At 70.4% G+C, this 15,131-nt stretch carries 14 protein-coding genes, 1 pseudogene and 1 riboswitch; of the genes and pseudogenes, 9 read left to right on the forward strand and 6 right to left on the reverse strand.

All coding sequences use genetic code 11. The features are described from left to right. Both K7W41_RS13230 and K7W41_RS13235 read left to right on the forward strand, forming a co-directional pair. Positions 1–2,071: pseudogene (locus K7W41_RS13230) on the forward strand (hypothetical protein); the annotation flags it as partial. A 35-nt stretch (positions 2,072–2,106) separates the two neighbouring features. Further along, a complete protein-coding gene (locus tag K7W41_RS13235; protein ID WP_224609333.1) occupies positions 2,107–2,331 on the forward strand; it encodes a zinc ribbon domain-containing protein in 225 nt (74 codons plus the stop codon). A gap of 356 nt (positions 2,332–2,687) precedes the next feature. Here K7W41_RS13235 and K7W41_RS13240 read toward each other — a convergent pair whose 3' ends face one another. Further along, a complete protein-coding gene (locus K7W41_RS13240) occupies positions 2,688–3,866 on the reverse strand; it encodes a class I SAM-dependent rRNA methyltransferase (RefSeq protein WP_224609336.1) in 1,179 nt (392 codons plus the stop codon). 49 nt (positions 3,867–3,915) lie between these two features. On the opposite strand from K7W41_RS13240, the gene K7W41_RS13245 reads away from it, so the two are divergent. The 3 genes from K7W41_RS13245 (at position 3,916) to K7W41_RS13255 (ending at position 6,902) form a co-directional block, all read left to right on the forward strand. Beyond that, on the forward strand, positions 3,916–4,629 hold the full coding sequence (locus tag K7W41_RS13245) for an SDR family oxidoreductase (RefSeq protein ID WP_224609339.1): 714 nt from the start codon (positions 3,916–3,918) through the stop codon (positions 4,627–4,629). Further along, the gene (locus tag K7W41_RS13250; protein WP_224609342.1) at positions 4,626–5,180 is read left to right on the forward strand and encodes a hypothetical protein; all 555 of its coding nucleotides are present in this window, start codon (positions 4,626–4,628) and stop codon (positions 5,178–5,180) included. The genes K7W41_RS13245 and K7W41_RS13250 overlap by 4 nt, the downstream gene beginning before the upstream one ends. A gap of 462 nt (positions 5,181–5,642) precedes the next feature. Further along, positions 5,643–6,902, forward strand: a complete 1,260-nt coding sequence (locus K7W41_RS13255; protein ID WP_224609345.1) for a S41 family peptidase — start codon at positions 5,643–5,645, stop codon at positions 6,900–6,902. 78 nt (positions 6,903–6,980) lie between these two features. On the opposite strand, the gene K7W41_RS13260 is transcribed toward K7W41_RS13255, so the two are convergent. The 3 genes from K7W41_RS13260 to K7W41_RS13270 form a co-directional block, all read right to left on the reverse strand. Then, positions 6,981–7,268, reverse strand: a complete 288-nt coding sequence (locus tag K7W41_RS13260; RefSeq protein WP_224609348.1) for an NAD(P)H-dependent oxidoreductase subunit E — start codon at positions 7,266–7,268, stop codon at positions 6,981–6,983. A gap of 101 nt (positions 7,269–7,369) precedes the next feature. Beyond that, entirely contained in the window at positions 7,370–8,143 is a 774-nt protein-coding gene (locus tag K7W41_RS13265; protein ID WP_224609351.1) for a TerC family protein, read from the reverse strand. A gap of 190 nt (positions 8,144–8,333) precedes the next feature. Further along, entirely contained in the window at positions 8,334–8,927 is a 594-nt protein-coding gene (locus K7W41_RS13270) for a TetR/AcrR family transcriptional regulator (RefSeq protein ID WP_224609353.1), read from the reverse strand. Between the two features lie 161 nt (positions 8,928–9,088). On the opposite strand from K7W41_RS13270, the gene K7W41_RS13275 reads away from it, so the two are divergent. After that, entirely contained in the window at positions 9,089–9,733 is a 645-nt protein-coding gene (locus tag K7W41_RS13275; RefSeq protein ID WP_224609356.1) for a phospholipase A2, read from the forward strand. A 63-nt stretch (positions 9,734–9,796) separates the two neighbouring features. On the opposite strand, the gene K7W41_RS13280 is transcribed toward K7W41_RS13275, so the two are convergent. Together K7W41_RS13280 and lysA are read right to left on the reverse strand one after the other, a co-directional pair. Continuing rightward, a complete protein-coding gene (locus tag K7W41_RS13280; RefSeq protein ID WP_224609359.1) occupies positions 9,797–10,783 on the reverse strand; it encodes a nuclease-related domain-containing protein in 987 nt (328 codons plus the stop codon). Positions 10,784–11,149: 366 nt separating this feature from the next. Continuing rightward, entirely contained in the window at positions 11,150–12,307 is a 1,158-nt protein-coding gene (lysA, locus tag K7W41_RS13285; protein WP_224609361.1) for a diaminopimelate decarboxylase, read from the reverse strand. 92 nt (positions 12,308–12,399) lie between these two features. Here lysA and K7W41_RS13290 point away from each other — a divergent pair, with 92 nt between their 5' ends. The 3 genes from K7W41_RS13290 (at position 12,400) to K7W41_RS13300 (ending at position 15,102) form a co-directional block, all read left to right on the forward strand. Next, positions 12,400–13,080, forward strand: a complete 681-nt coding sequence (locus K7W41_RS13290) for a GntR family transcriptional regulator (protein WP_224609365.1) — start codon at positions 12,400–12,402, stop codon at positions 13,078–13,080. After that, the gene (locus K7W41_RS13295; RefSeq protein WP_224609368.1) at positions 13,073–13,921 is read left to right on the forward strand and encodes a sterol desaturase family protein; all 849 of its coding nucleotides are present in this window, start codon (positions 13,073–13,075) and stop codon (positions 13,919–13,921) included. The genes K7W41_RS13290 and K7W41_RS13295 overlap by 8 nt, the downstream gene beginning before the upstream one ends. A 517-nt stretch (positions 13,922–14,438) precedes the next feature. Beyond that, a riboswitch (cyclic di-GMP riboswitch) is annotated at positions 14,439–14,523 on the forward strand. Positions 14,524–14,574: 51 nt separating this feature from the next. After that, positions 14,575–15,102 carry a hypothetical protein gene (locus K7W41_RS13300; protein WP_224609371.1) on the forward strand — a complete coding sequence of 176 codons (528 nt, stop codon included), beginning with the start codon at positions 14,575–14,577 and terminating at the stop codon, positions 15,100–15,102. Positions 15,103–15,131 lie beyond the last annotated feature (29 nt).

Genomic DNA, 15,131 nt, shown 5'->3' on the forward strand with positions numbered 1-15,131 from the left:
CGCCGCAGACGCCGCCCGCGCCGCCGGGCGCCGCGCCGACGCCGCGCGCTTTGCCGCCCAGGCCGCCCACCTGGACACCCCGGAGCGCCGCGCCTGGGCCCGGCGCGCGGCGCGGCTGGCCAGCGCGGCGGACCTGGGCACGGCGGTGGCCTGCGCCCGGCTGGCCTTCGACGCGGCGCCGGATTCGGCGGCCCTGGCCCTGCTGGTGTCGCTGCTGGCCCAGGCCGGCGCGGGCGACGAGGCCGAGGCCCTGCTGGAGCGCTGGCCCACGCCCGACGGCCCCTGGTGGTCGGCGCGCACCGAACTGCTGGTCACGCGCGGGCAACTGGCCCAGGCTGTGGAGGTCGCCCAGGCCGCGCGGGCCGCTGGCGTGCGCTTAAGTCCCGGGGCCCAGGCCCTGGTGGCCAGCGCCCTGCTGAACCAGGGTGACCTGGACGGCGCCGAGCAGCTGGCCCGTGCCGGCCTGGACGCGGCGCCCCCCCTGGCCGATGAGGCCGCCCCAGAAGACGAGGACGCCGTGACTGCGCGCGCCCGCTGCCTGAATGTGCTGGGCGGCGTGGCCTATTTCCGGGGCGACTACGCGGCGGGCGAGGCCGCGCAGCAGGCGGCGGCCACGGCGCTGCTGGACGCCGGGCAACTGGCGGCGGCGGCCGGGCTGCTGGGCAACCGCGCGCTGACCCGTTCGGCCCAGGCCCGGCTGCCCGAGGCAATGGCAGACCTGCACGAAGCCCTGCGGCTGCTGACCCAGGTGGGCGACGGCCGCCAGCACGCCTTTCAGCAGCAGCGGCTGGGGGCCCTCTACGCCCGCGCCGGGGACTTTGAGCGCGCCCAGGACCTGCTGCACGAGGCCCGCGACGTGCTGGCCCGCGCCGACGCCCCCAGCTGGCAGGCCGAATGCGAAACCGAACTGGCGCGCCTGTATCTGGAATGGGCCCCGCCCGGGGGCGCCCAGGCCGCGCGGGTGCACGCCCGCACCGCCGCGCGCCTGGCAGGCCAGTCTGGGGCGCGCGCCTACGTGTGTGACGCCCTGTTTGCCCTGGCCTGGGCCGAGGCCGCGCACGGCGACCCCGAACGGGCCGCGCAGGCCGCCGCCGACCTCACGCGGGCGGCGCAGGGGGGGCCGCCAGTGGGCGGCGGCTACGCGCTGTGGGCCCAGGGGCTTGCACAGGAGGCGGCCGGGGACCGGGGCGGCGCCCTGGCCTGCTACGAGGCGGCAGCGGCCCACCTGCGCGCCGCCCGGATTGAGGTGCTGGCGTGGCGCGTGGACGCCGAAGCCGCGCGGATGCAGGGCGACCCGGTGCGGGCGGCGGCCAGTGTGACCTACTACGAGGCGCGCGGCTGGCATGGGCGCGCGGCGGCGGCCCGGCGCGCCTTTCCGGGGCTACAGGCCGCTCCCCTCCCCACGCGGCGCCCGCCGGCCCCGGGGCTGCACCTGCGCGCGCTGGGCCACCCGCAGGTGCAGGGCCCGCCGCCGCGCCCGGTGCGGGGGCGGCAGGCCCGCACCCTGCTGGGCGCGCTGCTGGGGGCCCGGCTGGCGGGCGACCCCGAACTGGAACAGCTGGCCCTGGCCGATCTGCTCTATCCCGCCCAGACCGAGGGCCGCGCGGTGGGCGCCCTGCACCAGCTGGTGCACCGCCTGCGCGACACGCTGGGCCCGGGGCTGATTGTGCGCACGCCGGGCGGCTACCTGCTGGGCGAACAGGTGCAGACCGACGCCGAAACTTTCGTGGTCAGCGGCGACCTGTCGCTGTGGCAGGGCCCCTACCTGGGCGCCGCCGACGAACCGCTGCCCGACGCCCTGGCGAGCGCCCTGCACCGCGCCGTGACCGAGGCCCTGCCGGCCCAGGCGGCGCTGGCGGCCCAGGCCAGCGAGTGGCTGCTGGCCGCCGACCCCTACAGCCGCCCGGCCCTGGTGCTGGCCCTGCGCGCCCAGGCCGCCGCCGGGCGCCCGCAGCGGCTGGCGCGCCTGTATGCCCAGGCCCGCGCCCGCATGGCCGAGGTGGGCGACGAGCTGCCCGCCCACTGGGAGGCGCTGCTGGGCCCGGCCCCCGGCCCTGAGCCCGAAACGTGAGGGGCCCGTCAGCCTGCGGCCGTCATGGTGGCGGCATGACCCTTCCTGCTGCCCCGCCGCCCCGCACCCGGGCGCGCTACGCCCTGTGCCCCCTGTGTGGCCGCGCGGTGCCGCTGGCCGCCCGCGAGCGCTACTGCCCCAACGACGGGCGCGCGCTCCTGCGCGGGTGCCCGGGATGCGGCGCGCCGCTGCGCACCCCCTACGCCCGCTTCTGCACCGGCTGCGGCGCCGCCCTGCTGGACACTGCCCCCCCAGGGTAAGGCGGGGACGCACTGGCGCAGCCCACAGGGCAGAGAGGCGGGATAGAGAAGGGGTTGTGCTGCCCTGGCCGGGGGCGCAGAGCGGCGAAGGGAGGCGTATACAGCCCCCGAAAAGCTCCATCACCCGTGACGGAATGTTGCCAACCAGAGGGGCTCGCCCAGTAGTGCAGCGGCGCAGGAGCAAGGACGGAGTTCCGGGCAGTGGCCCCGGAAAGCACCGAAGACCGGAACCATCCCGTTCTGCCCTGGGTGTTCTCAAGCTGAACGGCCTCTGTACCAGGGCAAAAGCGCTGGGAAAATGGAAGAACGGCCCGAGCTGCCCTGAGGCGCCCGGTCCTGCACGCCCGCCCTGACGCTTAGCCCTTCTGCAGCAGGATGCTTTTCAGGTACAGGCTTTCCGGCACGCTCAGGCGGTGCGGGTGGTCGGCGGGCTGGTAGGTCACGGCCACCACCTCGGCGTCGGTGCCTGCCTCGGCGGCGGCCACGCGGGCGGCGTCCAGCAGGTCATCCACGCGGATGTAGTGGGCGCAGGTGCTGATCAGGAGGTGCCCGCCCATTTCCAGCATGCGCAGGGCGCGCGCGGCGCCGTCGGTAAAGATGCGCTTGGCGCGCGGCACGTCGTCGCGGCGCTTGGCGAGGGTGGGGGGATCAAGCACGGCGGCGCTGAAGGTGCGCTTTTCCTTTTCCAGGGCGGCCAGCTGTTCCAGGGCGTCGCCCCAGCGCACCCCCACCGACAGACCGTTGCTGCGGGCCGCGCCTTCCAGGGCGCCCAGGGCCACATTGTCCTTGTCCACGGCCACCGCCTGCGCCCCGGCCCGCGCCGCGTGCAGGCTGAAACCCCCGGTGTACGAGTACACGTCCAGAAAGCCCGCGCCGGGGCGCACCAGCGCGCGCATCAGGCGGCGGTTGTCGCGCTGGTCCAGAAAAAAGCCGGTCTTCTGCGCGTCCATCGGGGCAAAGTGCAGCGTCAGGTCGTCCTCGAAAAACTCCACCCGCGCCGGCACCTCGCCCCACAGGGTCCCGGTCACGAGGTCCAGGCCCTCCTTGCGGCGCTCGCCGGTGTCGCTGCGTTCATAGGCGCTCTGGGCCCCGGTTTCCTCTTTCAGGGCGCGCACGATCAGCTCGCGGTGGCGCTCCACCCCGGCGTTGCGCAGCTGCACGCCCAGCACGCTGCCAAACTGGTCGGCCACCACGCCGGGCAGGCCGTCGGCTTCGGCGTGCAGCACGCGCAGGGCGTCCGTGCCCACAATGCGTCCGGCGCGGCGGGCCAGGGCGGCTCTCACGCGGGCGCGGTAGAACTTCAGGTCCACGTCCTCGTCCTGCCACGTCAGCAGGCGCAGGGGCGTGGCGCCCTGGGGATTGAAATACCCGCGCGCAATGACCTTGGCACTGTCGGGGCCGCGCACGTTGACGACCTCACCGGGGGCCAGACCGTCGTCGGCGTGGGCAATGTCGCCGCTGTGGCCGAACGGATAGCGCCCGGCAATGCGGCGCACCGCCTGGGGCTTGAGGGTGACGGTGGGGGACTTCTTCACCTGCGCAGGGTAGCAAAGCCGCCTGCCCGCCTTTGCTACCCTGCCCGGCATGAGCGAACAGACCTTGACCGGCCGCACAGTGGCCGTGACCGGCGCCAGCAAAGGCATTGGGCGGGCCGTGGTGCAGGCCCTGACCGGGCAGGGCGCGCGCGTGCTGGGCGGCGCCCGCGACGTGACAGGCCTGACCGAACCCGGCGCCGAGTTCCTGCCCCTGGACGTGACCGACCCCGCCAGCGTGCAGGCCTTTGCCGCCCGCGCCCGCGAACTGGGCGCGGGCGCCCTGGTGAACAACGCCGGCGTGGGCAGCTTTGTGCCGGTGCAGGACATCACCCCGGAGGAATACCGCCGCGTGATGGACACCAACGTGCTGGGCACCATCCTGACCACTGGCGCGCTGATTGAGCACTTTCAGGCGCGCCACGCACAGGGCCTGGGCAGTCAGGTGGTGAACGTGACCAGCGACGTGTCGGGGCGCACCTTTGCGAACGGGGCCCTCTACACCGCCAGCAAGTTCGCCCAGCGCGCCGTGACCCACGCCCTGGCCTACGAGGGCCAGAGCTACGGCCTGCGCGTGACCGAGATTCGCCCCGGCATGGTGGACACATACTTTGGCGATACCCAGCAGGGCGAAGCCTACAAGGCCGCGTGGCTGCGCCCGGAGGACGTGGCCCAGGCGGTGGTCTATGCCCTGAGCGCCCCGGCCCACCTGCGGGTGGACGAGGTGCTGCTACACCCCACCGTGCAGGAGGTGGCCTACCCGTGAGGGGCCGACTGCCCCGTCTGGCGGGCGCCCTGCTGAGCTTGAGCCTGCTGGGCGCCTGCGGCCTGATTCCCACCCCGCGCGTGGATGTGGACGACGCCAGCCTCACCCTGCCCGCCAGTGGCCCCCTGACAGACAAGGTGGTGTACCTGGAGCGCGACGCCCTGGCGGGCAACCGCATTCCGGCGGCGCTGCAGCAGGTCACGCTGGACGGCCAAGCCACCTACCGCACCACTGGCCTGGGCACCCTGCGCGAGGCCGAACTGTACGTGCGCCCGGCCCTCTCGGCCCTGCCGGCCACCTGCACGGTGTCACCCGCCACACCTGCGGCGCCGCGCATGGTGCTGTGCGACGCAGCCTTTGAAAGCGCCCAGCGAATTGGCCGCCTGAGCCTGCAGCCTGGGCAGGCGCGACCCTTTACGCTGGGCGGCCCGGCGCTGGATGAGGCCGCGAAGACCGGCCACGGCTACTTTGGTCTGCGCTTTACCGGGGGCCAGAGTGCCTTTGGCGACACCCTGAACCTCAGCAACGTCACGGCGCGGGCGCGGCTGTAAGGGAGGGGTTGGCGGCCATTCTGAGCCGCAGTGGGGCATCCCGGGAAGAACTGGGGCGCCCCATTCCAGTGAGGTGGTGAGCCTTGTCCCTCCCACAGCGTCAGGCCCTTTTCCCAAGAGGTCGGCCCATCTTTTAAGCGAGGCAGGGCATACGAGAAGCGTCGTCTAAGACGCTTGGCCCACTTATCCCCTTCCCAACCTCTGGGGCGCGGCTCTGCGAGTCCATCGCAAGGTGGGAAAACACGGTGCTCTCCGGGCCGCTCCACGCGAAACCACGGAAACGGGCCGCACTCCTGTTTTTCCCAAAGGATCAGCTGGCAGCCGCCCAAGCGTCCCACCTCTGCCCCGTTTCTTCACCGCCTTCGAGCCTGGACCCCAGCCCCCACTTGGCGCACCCCGGCGCCCCCGTCAGAAGGTGCGCCGCGCCCTCTTATGCGCGTGGCGCTGCCGTAGCCTGAAGGGGTGCCCACCACCCTGCGCCGAGTCCTGGCGGCGGCCCTGCTGACCCTGAGCGTTGCCCAGGCCAGCCCCGCCACTGATCTGTTCCGCGCCGCCACCGACAGCGTGCGCCAGCGGTATTTCGGCTGGTCCACCGCCAACCTGGACGACCTGAGCCGCACCTACGCCGCGCAGCTGGACACCCTCTGCGCGCCGCAGGGCGACAGCTGCTCCTACGACACCGGCCGGGCGGTGCTGACCGAACTGTTCACGGCGTATGGCGACCCGCACACCAACGTCCGCGACCCCGAAGCCGCCGAGCGCCTGCGCGAGATCCAGCGCGGCGCGGCGGTGTTCCGCACGGGCGCGCGCCTCAGCCGTATAGAGGGTGGACTGCTGGTGGTCGCGGTGATGCCGCGCAGCCCCGCCGAGCGCGCGGGCCTGCGCCTGTTTGACCTGATCACCACCGTGAACGGCGAGGCGGCGGGCAAGCGGGACGGCCAGAACGCCCCCGTGGGCCCAACCGAATTCGTGCGCCTGGAACGGGCCGGCGCGCCCATTGCGGTGACGGTGCGCCGCGCCGGGCAGCCCGAGCAGACCCTCACCCTGGACACCGAACGCCTGCAGGCCCGCGACGAACCCACCCTGAGCTGGACGGGGACAGATGGCCGCGTGGCGCTGATCACCTATCCCAGCTTCCTGCCCGCCGACGCCGCCGAACTGTTTCTGGCCCGGGTGCGCGACGCCCAGCGGCAGGGGGCACGCGCCCTGATCGTGGACCTGCGCTACAACGGCGGGGGCAGCCTGCCCGAGTGCGTGGCGGCGGCCAGCGTCTTTGGGCCAGTGGAGTACCGCACCCGCTATCAGGTGGGAGGCTGGGTGTACGCGGGCCGGGGCGGGGAGGAAGCCCGGCCTGGGGACCGCCAGCGGCCCGGCGGGGCGGTCTGGTCCGGGCCGGCCGCCGTGCTGGTGGGCCCGGGTACGGCGTCGTGCGCCGAGGTGTTCACCTTTTACGCTCAGCGCGCAGGTGTCCTGGCGGTGGGCGAACCCACCAAGGGCGTGGGCAACAGCGGCGTGATCTTCCGCGACCTGCCCGACGGCGGCGTGGTGGCCGTGACCATCCTGCGCGCGTACGGTCCGGATGACCGCCCCTTGCCCGAGCGCGTGCAGCCCGACCTGCTGGCCCCCACCGACCTGCAGCGCCTGACCCAGACCGGCCAGGACAGCACCCTGGACGCCGCGCTGGGCGCCCTGGACGCGCAGGGGCAGACCCCGGGCCGGTAAAAATGAGGGGAGAGAGGCTGGGCGAGCCAGGGGGCCCCGGGCCCACGAGCCAAGGCCCGCGCCAGTAGCCCCTCGCTCTTAGCGCACCCAGCGCCGCATCAGGGTCACGAGGCGGCCTGGGGTGACGTTGCGGTATTCCAGGTCGTTCACGCGCACCAGCGGCGCGTCCTCGGGGCGGGCGAGGCCGCCGCACTGCGAGAGCACCAGTTCCACGTTACCGTCGGCGGTGACCATGCCGGGGCTGATGCGCAGCGCGGTCCAGACGGCGTCCAGCAGTTCTTCACGCTGATCAATGCTGAGGTGTTCGGTACAGATTTCCAGGCGGGTGACGGGCAAAACGTGGGCCTCTCCTTCAGGCGGGCCCATGCTAGCCCATGACTGGCCTGCCGTGGGCACGGGTGCCCCCAGCGCCACGGCAAAAGCCCCCGCCAGAGTAGCGGGGACCGGGGACAACGCGGGTGTGCGGTTCAGTGGGCGTCGGGGTGGCGGCCTGTTTCGTGCAGGGCCACCGCCTTGCCCCGGCGCACGCGCAGGTTCAGCAGCTCCACGGCGATGGCAAAGCCCATAGCAAAGTAGGTGTAGCCCTTGGGAATCTTGAACCCAAAGCCGTCGGCGATCAGGTTCACGCCGATGAGCAGCAGGAAGGCCAGGGCCAGCATCTTCACCGTGGGGTGGGCCTGCACAAAGTCGCCAATGGGGCGCGCCGCCACCAGCATGATCAGCACGGTGACCACCACGGCCGCCACCATCACGCCGAGGTCGTCGGCCATGCCCACAGCCGTGATCACGCTGTCGAGGCTGAACACGATGTCCAGCAGCATGATCTGCCCGATGATCGCCGCAAAGTTGGCGCCGGCCACCCGCCCGGCCGTGGGGCCTTCATGGTGGGCGCCGGGGCCCTCAAGCTGCTCGTGCATTTCCTTGACGGCCTTGTAGAGCAAGAAGAGGCCGCCGAAAATCAGGATCAGGTCACGCCCGGAAAAGCCCATGCCCAGCAGCGTGAACAGCTCTGCTTTCAGGCTGTAGATCCAGCTGATGGAAAACAGCAGGGCCAGGCGCATCAGCATGGCGGCCAGCAGGCCGATGGTGCGGGCGCGCTGCTGCTGATCCGGGGGCAGCTTGCCCGCCAGAATCGAGATGAAAATAACGTTGTCGATGCCCAGCACGACTTCGAGCAAGAGCAGCGTGCCGAAAGCCAGCCACGCTTCCGGCTGGGTGATCCACCCAAACAGTGATTCCATGTTGTGTCACTCCACGAAACGAAAAAGCGGACGCTGCCACGCACGTCCAGGATGCCGCTGGGGGAGGAAAAACCCGAAACCGCGCCCGTGCGGCGCGCCAGGGCCCATGTTCCCGGACCACACCGGCCCGTTCATGAGGATTGGATGAAGGTAGTTTTATCGCAGCTGAGTCAAGCTCACCCGCGCTGGCCTAACGGCGGGCCGCGCCATCTAGAAATATCGCCAGCAGCGCGCGCGCGGTGCCCTGGGGATCGGCGGGGGGGGTGCCAGTGACCAGCGGGTAGGTCAGGGCCAGAAAGGCGCGGGTGAGAAGCGCAGGGGGCACATCGGCGCGCAGTTCCCCACGCGCCGAGGCCGCCTCGAACAGTGCGGTCAGGCCGCCCACCCACACCTGACGGTAATGCTGCTCGAAGGCGGCGCGGCGCTCGGGGCTGACATGGCGCAGTTCGCCGGCCAGTTGCAGGCCCACGCGCTGCTCCGGGGCGCTGGCCAGCAGTTCGTAGACCAGGGTGTCCAGTTGCAGGCGAATGCCCACCTGGGCCTCGGCGGACTGCACCAGCCGGCTCAGGCCTGCCAGGGTGCCTTCCAGCATCGCCAGGAACAGGGCTTCCTTGTCGGCGTAGTGGTGGTACAGGGCCGGCTTGGTGACGCCCACGGCCTCGGCCACCTCGCGCATGCTGACCCCGTGGTAGCCGCTTTGCACAAACAGCCGCGCGGCTTCCTGCTGAATGCGGGCGCGGGTGGTGTCGGGCGCGGCGGGAACAGACAGGGGCGGCACGGTCATCGCCCCTCATGATACGCGCTGCTGACACCCGCGCCGGCCGGGCCGCGCCCAGCGCCTGCGCAACGTGACACTTTGGACTCGCGGTCTAGACAGAACCCTGACAATCCTTTATAGAATCAAAGACGCACCACAACACACCGCTGCACCACAAGGAGTCCGTTATGCGTAGAACCCTGGTTCCCGCCGTCGTCCTCTCTTCCGTTCTTGCTGCCTGCGGTCAAACCACGCCTGGAGTTCAGGGCGCGGCGGACAGTGCGGTCGCCGCCTACGCGGCCCGCCCCGAGTTGCAGGACGCCGGCAGTCAGGCCATCCTGGCGCGCTACGGCAACGACCCCGGCCTGCTGGCCTCGTTGCAGGAAGCCTACGGCGAGCGCCCCGCCGCCCTGACGCTGCCCCAGGTGCCGGCCCTGACCGGGCTGGATTACGCCAGCGACCGCCTCGCGTACATCAAGCGCGTGGGCTGGGGCTCGGTGAGCAACTACAACAGCCAGTACAACGCCTACGCCGGCACCAGCAGCCCCTACACCGGCCTGGACTGGAGCCGCGACGGCTGCAGCGCCCCCGACGGCCTGGGCCTGGGCTACCGCGAGGACTTCCGCCCGGCGTGCAACGTGCACGACTTTGCCTACCGCAACCTGAAGGTCTACGAGCGCACCGAGGCCAACCGCAAGACCAGCGACGAGGCCTTTCACACCAACATGAAATCCATCTGCGCCGCCAAGAGCTGGTACGCCCGCCCGGCGTGCTACAGCGCGGCCTACGCCTACTACCAGGCCGTGCGTCTGGGCGGCAGCGGCAGCTTCTAAGGCAAAAACTGGCCAGCGGGCGAGTCGGGTTCGACTCGCCCGCTGGCCTATGGACGCGGCCCCCTACGCTGGATTGGTCCAGTAGGCCCAGCGGTGGCCGCCCGGGCAGGTGGCGGTGAACTCGGCGCCGCTCTTGGACAGCCGGGCGGGCTGACCACAGGCCGCGCAGACTGGCTTGGCGGGCGTGTTGCCGCCGCAGTCGGCGCACTTGAGGTAGTAGCCGTATTTGCCGTACTGCACGCTGAGGTTCGCAGACCCACAGGCGCGGCAGGCCACCTCTGGCTGTGGCCGGGCCTGCGCCTGCCGTTCCTGCGAGGTGCGCACCGAAGCTGGCACCGCAGAGGCGGCCTGGGCACGGGGCGCCGGGGTGGGGGGCGCTGCTGGTGCCGATGCCGCCTCGGCCGGGGTGTGGCGGGCGCGCAGGAACGAGGCAATGCCCATCACCTCGGCGGGGGTGGCTTCATAACCGCTGTCCTTAAAATTCAGGGAAAAGACGCTGTTGGCCCGTGCGTAGTACTGTACCAGTTCGCGCACCCGCTCTGGCACCTGATCTGCTTTCAGGACCTCGGCCGGCACATGCTTGCCGCCACGGATGACGCCGCTATCCGAAATGGCAACGAGCACATCTACGTGCATGGTGCCAAATCCCTTTTGCAATTTGCCCAGGAAGATTTTGCCCAGTAACTGCTCAGTGTGGTCATTGAGCAGGGCATGCAGCAGTTGACCCTGACGCCGGGCTTGCAGGATCGGCGAAGGCATCCCGCGCGCCTGACCCTTCCAGTACCGGGCCCATTCGCCGCGTTCGTTGATGCCAATCTGCGCTGTGACGGACTTACTTTCAATGAGGATCACGCCGCAGCGGTGAATGACCAGGTGATCAATCTGCGCGATCTCTTCACCCCGCTGAAGCCTCAAGTCATTCAGCACATGAATGCCCGAGTCTTCTCCAAAGGCTCGTTTCAAGTAATGGGCCATCTGGCGTTCGGCATCATGCCCGGCACGGCGCAGAGGGTCGCTGTGCTGCTGCGCTTCCAGTTCCTTGACGATCATGGTGCCTGCAGCCTAGCGCCCGGCGCTGGGGGCCCACAGGGCGCGGGGTCAGCTCGCGACTGGCACCACAGCGCAGGGTGGGCACCGCCCGGCCCCAGACCCACCGCGTGTCCACGGTGACCGGCCAGTGCCGGGACAGCCAGTCTGGGCTGCAGAAGCCAGAGGTATCAGGCGGCTTCACTGGTCCACACACCCAGCCCGCCAGCAACGGCGAACTGCGGGTGGGCCATCCCGTCCGGCAGCGCGCGAAAGGAACGGCCCCCTTGTCCAAGCCGGACCCGTTCAATTACGGCCTTTCCTCTAGGCCCTGGACCCAGGTAGAACGGGCGCCCCAGAGGACCAGCTTCCTGTGCCTGCCCCGCACCCTCACTGCCCTGTGCTCTCCCCCTCTTCCAGCGCCCAGATATGCTGCGGCGTTTCGCGGCGGCGGATCACGGTCCACGTTCCGCCGTCGTACAGCACCTCGGCGGGCCGGGGGCGGGTGAGGTAGGTGCTGCTCATGGCGGCGCCGTAGGCCCCGGCCTCGCCAATCGCCAGCAGGTCGCCGCTCTGGGGCGCGGCCAGCGACACGTTCCGGGCCAGGATGTCGCCACTTTCACACGCCGGCCCAGCCAGGTCCCAGGGCCCGGTGCCGGGGCGGTCCCACAGCGGGCGCACCGGGTGCTGCGCGCCGTAGAGCATGGGGCGCAGCAGTTCGGTCATGCCGGCGTCCACCAGGGCAAAAGGGCGGCCGGTGACCTTGGTGCCCACCACACGCGTGAGCAGGGTGCCGGCCCCCGCCACCAGATAGCGGCCCGGTTCCACCCACAACTCGGCGCCAAAAGCCGCCGCTGCCGCGTGGGCCTCGCGGGCAATGCCGTGCAGGTCGGCGTCCAGGCTCCAGCCGCCGCCTGCGTCCAGCACCGCCAGTGGCCCGGTGTGGGCGCGCAGGTCGCGCAAGCGGGCAAAGGCCGCCGTGAAATCCCCCGCGTCGCGGATCGCGCTGCCGATATGCACATGCAGCCCCAGCGCCGTGTGCCCGGCGTCCCGCAGGGCCTGCAGAACGCGCGGGGTCTGGTCCGGCGTCACGCCGAATTTGCTGGTGGCGGCGCCCGTGGCCAGATGGTCGTGGGTGCTCACGTTTAGGGCCGGGTTCACCCGCACCAGCACGCGGGCGGCCGGGGGCAGCAGGCGCACCTCCTCTTCCCGGTCCAGGATAAAAGTGGCGCCCAGTTCGGCGCCCAGACGGTACTCGGCGTCCGTTTTGGCCGGGCCATTCACCAGCACATGCTCGCCCCGGGCCCCCAGGTGCGCGGCGCGAGCCAGTTCACCGATGCTGACGCATTCAAAGCCCACATCGGCCGCTTGCAGGCGCCGCAGCAGGGTGAGGTTGGGGTTGGCCTTCATGGCGTAGTGCACCCGGGCCGGGCCAAAGGCCGCGCGCACCCGGGCCAGGGCGGCGTCCAGCTCGGCGGCGTCGTAGACGTACAGCGGGGTGCCGTACTGCTGGGCAGCGGCGTGCAGGGCGGCGTCGGGCAGGCTCATGGGGGCGAGTGTAGCGGGGGTTGACAGCGGCGCGCCCACCGCCCAAACTGGTCAGACCACTGACCACTTTGGTTCTGCCCCGGAGGCCCTGCATGACCCAGCCGCTGCGCCCCGCCCTGCACGCCGAGGAAACGCTGCTTTCCCGGCTGCTGGACGGCACCTATCCCCCCGGCAGCCTGTTGCCGGCCGAACGCGAACTGGCCGCTGGCCTGGGGGTCACCCGCCCCACCCTGCGCGAAGCCCTGCAGCGCCTCGCGCGCGACGGCCTGCTGGAGATCCGCCAGGGCAAACCCACGCGGGTCTGCCACCCGGAAGAAGGCGGGCTGCGGGTGCTGGCCCACCTGTCGCGGGCGGGCGACCTGAGCGGGCTGGTGCCGCAGTTGCTGGACCTGCGCGCGGCGCTGCTGCCGCACTGGATGGCGGCCTCGGCGCGGCTGGACCCGGCGCCGCTGCGCGCGCACCTGGGCGCCCCGCCCGAACCCGGCACCCCGGACGCCCCGCAGGCTTTTACCGCCTTTGACTGGACGGTCCAGAGCCTCGCGGCCCACGGCAGTGGCAATGCGCTGGCGCCGCTGCTGCTGGGCGCCTTCCACGAGGTCTACACCCAGGCCGGGCCCCTGTATTTCCGCGACGTGGCCCGCCAGACCCGTGCCCTGGACCACTACCGCGCCCTGCACGCCGCGCTGGCCCTGGGGCCCGACACCGCGCGCCAGGCCGCGCTGACCACCGCCCTGGACAGCCTGCACCTGTGGCCGGGGGGCACCCATGATTGACCTCTTGCAACGCGCCATTCCGGTCTTCGTGCTGTCGCTGCTGATCGAGTGGGCCGCCTACCGGTTCCTGGGCGACCACGACGAACACGGCGAGCCGAAGATGGGCTACGCCGCGCGCGACACCCTGACCAGCCTCAGCATGGGGATTGGCAACGTGCTGATCAACGTGTTCTGGAAAGCAGTGGTGCTGGGCATCTACACCGCCCTGTACCTGTGGACGCCGCTGCGCCTGCCGTCAGAGGCGTGGTGGGTGTGGGTGCTGCTGTTCTTTCTGGACGACTTTGCCTACTACTGGTTTCACCGGATCAGCCACGAGGTGCGCCTGTTCTGGGCCAGCCATGTGGTGCACCATTCCAGCCAGCACTACAACCTGTCGACCGCCCTGCGCCAGACCTGGGTGCCCATGACCGCCCTGCCCTTCTGGCTGCCGCTGCCGCTGCTGGGCTTTGAACCCTGGATGGTGCTGCTGGCGCAGTCCTGGAACCTGCTGTACCAGTTTTTCGTGCACACCGAGCGCATTGGGCGCCTGCCCCGGCCCATTGAATACGTGTTCAACACGCCCAGCCACCACCGCGCCCACCACGGCAGCAACGACGTGTACCTGGACAAGAACTACGCGGGCATTCTGATCATCTGGGACCGGCTGCTGGGCACCTTTCAGGCCGAAACCGAGCGGGTGCGCTACGGGCTGGTGCACAACATCAACACCTACCACCCGGTCCGCGTGGCCTTTCACGAATTCGCGGCCCTGTGGCGCGATGTGAAAGGGGCCCGCACCTGGCGCGACCGCCTCAACTATCTGCTGCGCCCCCCCGGCTGGCGGCCAAGACAGGACGGGTAGAGCGGGAACAGGGAGAACGTGACCGGCGGCGAAGAAGCCGCCGTCTTTCTTGCCTGCACCTTTGATGCGCCTTTGAACAACGCCCGGGTGGCCGGCACCTCCACGACAGGTGGGCGGCGCACTGGGTGCAGCTGGCGACCTGCCGCCCCTGTACTTCACGCCTGACCGAGCTCCACGACAGGTGGGCGGCGCACTAGGTGCAGCTGGGGTCCGGCTCTCCCCTGATCCGGCCCTGACAAAGCCTCTGTCAGAGCGTCAGCCCCTTCATGAAAGAGGTCTGGCAACAGAAGAGAAAAGCGGGATAAGGGCGAAGGCCGAGAGGCCCGTTCACCAATTCTCCCATTCAGAGCGGTTTTTTGCTCAAAAGATTTTACCGAACGCTGGCAGCCGCCCCTACCTCTTGCACCACCACAGCGCCCGAGTTCCCCCATGTGTTCATTCTTGCCCAATCTGTCTCATGTCAGAGGGTTGTGAGCGCCCAGGCGGCATCTTTCGTGCACTTCGTTTCGAGATGACTCAGGCGAAGAGGTGCGTTGATCTCTGTCCTGTAATCCGGGCACCTCGGGCAGAGGGAGCAAGTGGTGCGACCGACTCGGCGCGCAATTCGTGGACAGGCCACGAAACGCCCTTGTCTGTAAGAAAGGGAGATCATCATGAACAAGATCAATGTGATTCTGGCGGCTCTGGCTCTGTGCTCCACCACTCCTGTTCTGGCAGCGGCAACTGCCGCCACCCAGTCCACCACCGTGACCGCCACCAACAGCGGCACCGATACCCTGAGTGTGACGGGCAACCTCTCGGTGGACTTTGTGAACGCTGAGTTCGGCACGACCGCGCAGGCCGCCGGCAGTGCCAGCGTGGCTTACGAAACCCAGGACAACACTGCCGATGGCGACCGCTCGATCACCGTGTCGCTGGCGCTGGCCGGCGGCCTCACCAGCCTGCCCGCTGGCATGACCATCAGCCTGACGCCCACGGTGGGCACAGCCGCTGCAGGCAACGGCGGCACGGGCGCCGCGGTGAACTTCAGCGGCAACAACTTCGCGGCCCAGAACCTGATCACGGGCATTGCCCAGTTCACGACCGGCGGCACCGCCAACGTGGCCTACTCGGTGACCGCCACGCGCGGCTTCGAGAACTTTACGGGCACGCTGACCTACACCATCGGCACCGGCCTGTAAGCGCAACACACACCCACCAGCGGGGAAAG

It is taken from the genome of Deinococcus multiflagellatus (assembly GCF_020166415.1).
In the GTDB taxonomy this organism is placed as follows: Bacteria; Deinococcota; Deinococci; order Deinococcales; family Deinococcaceae; genus Deinococcus; species Deinococcus multiflagellatus.

Excerpts from the sequence above, each read along its gene's own strand:
- lysA (WP_224609361.1), bottom strand. The coding sequence starts at position 12,307 with ATGAGCCTGCCCGACGCCGCCCTGCACGCCGCTGCCCAGCAGTACGGC.
- K7W41_RS13295 (WP_224609368.1), top strand. The coding sequence starts at position 13,073 with ATGATTGACCTCTTGCAACGCGCCATTCCGGTCTTCGTGCTGTCGCTG.
- K7W41_RS13300 (WP_224609371.1), top strand. The coding sequence starts at position 14,575 with ATGAACAAGATCAATGTGATTCTGGCGGCTCTGGCTCTGTGCTCCACC.
- K7W41_RS13265 (WP_224609351.1), bottom strand. The coding sequence starts at position 8,143 with ATGGAATCACTGTTTGGGTGGATCACCCAGCCGGAAGCGTGGCTGGCT.
- K7W41_RS13275 (WP_224609356.1), top strand. The coding sequence starts at position 9,089 with ATGCGTAGAACCCTGGTTCCCGCCGTCGTCCTCTCTTCCGTTCTTGCT.
- K7W41_RS13290 (WP_224609365.1), top strand. The coding sequence starts at position 12,400 with ATGACCCAGCCGCTGCGCCCCGCCCTGCACGCCGAGGAAACGCTGCTT.
- K7W41_RS13280 (WP_224609359.1), bottom strand. The coding sequence starts at position 10,783 with ATGATCGTCAAGGAACTGGAAGCGCAGCAGCACAGCGACCCTCTGCGC.
- K7W41_RS13260 (WP_224609348.1), bottom strand. The coding sequence starts at position 7,268 with ATGGGCCCGCCTGAAGGAGAGGCCCACGTTTTGCCCGTCACCCGCCTG.
- K7W41_RS13270 (WP_224609353.1), bottom strand. The coding sequence starts at position 8,927 with ATGACCGTGCCGCCCCTGTCTGTTCCCGCCGCGCCCGACACCACCCGC.
- K7W41_RS13235 (WP_224609333.1), top strand. The coding sequence starts at position 2,107 with ATGACCCTTCCTGCTGCCCCGCCGCCCCGCACCCGGGCGCGCTACGCC.
- K7W41_RS13245 (WP_224609339.1), top strand. The coding sequence starts at position 3,916 with ATGAGCGAACAGACCTTGACCGGCCGCACAGTGGCCGTGACCGGCGCC.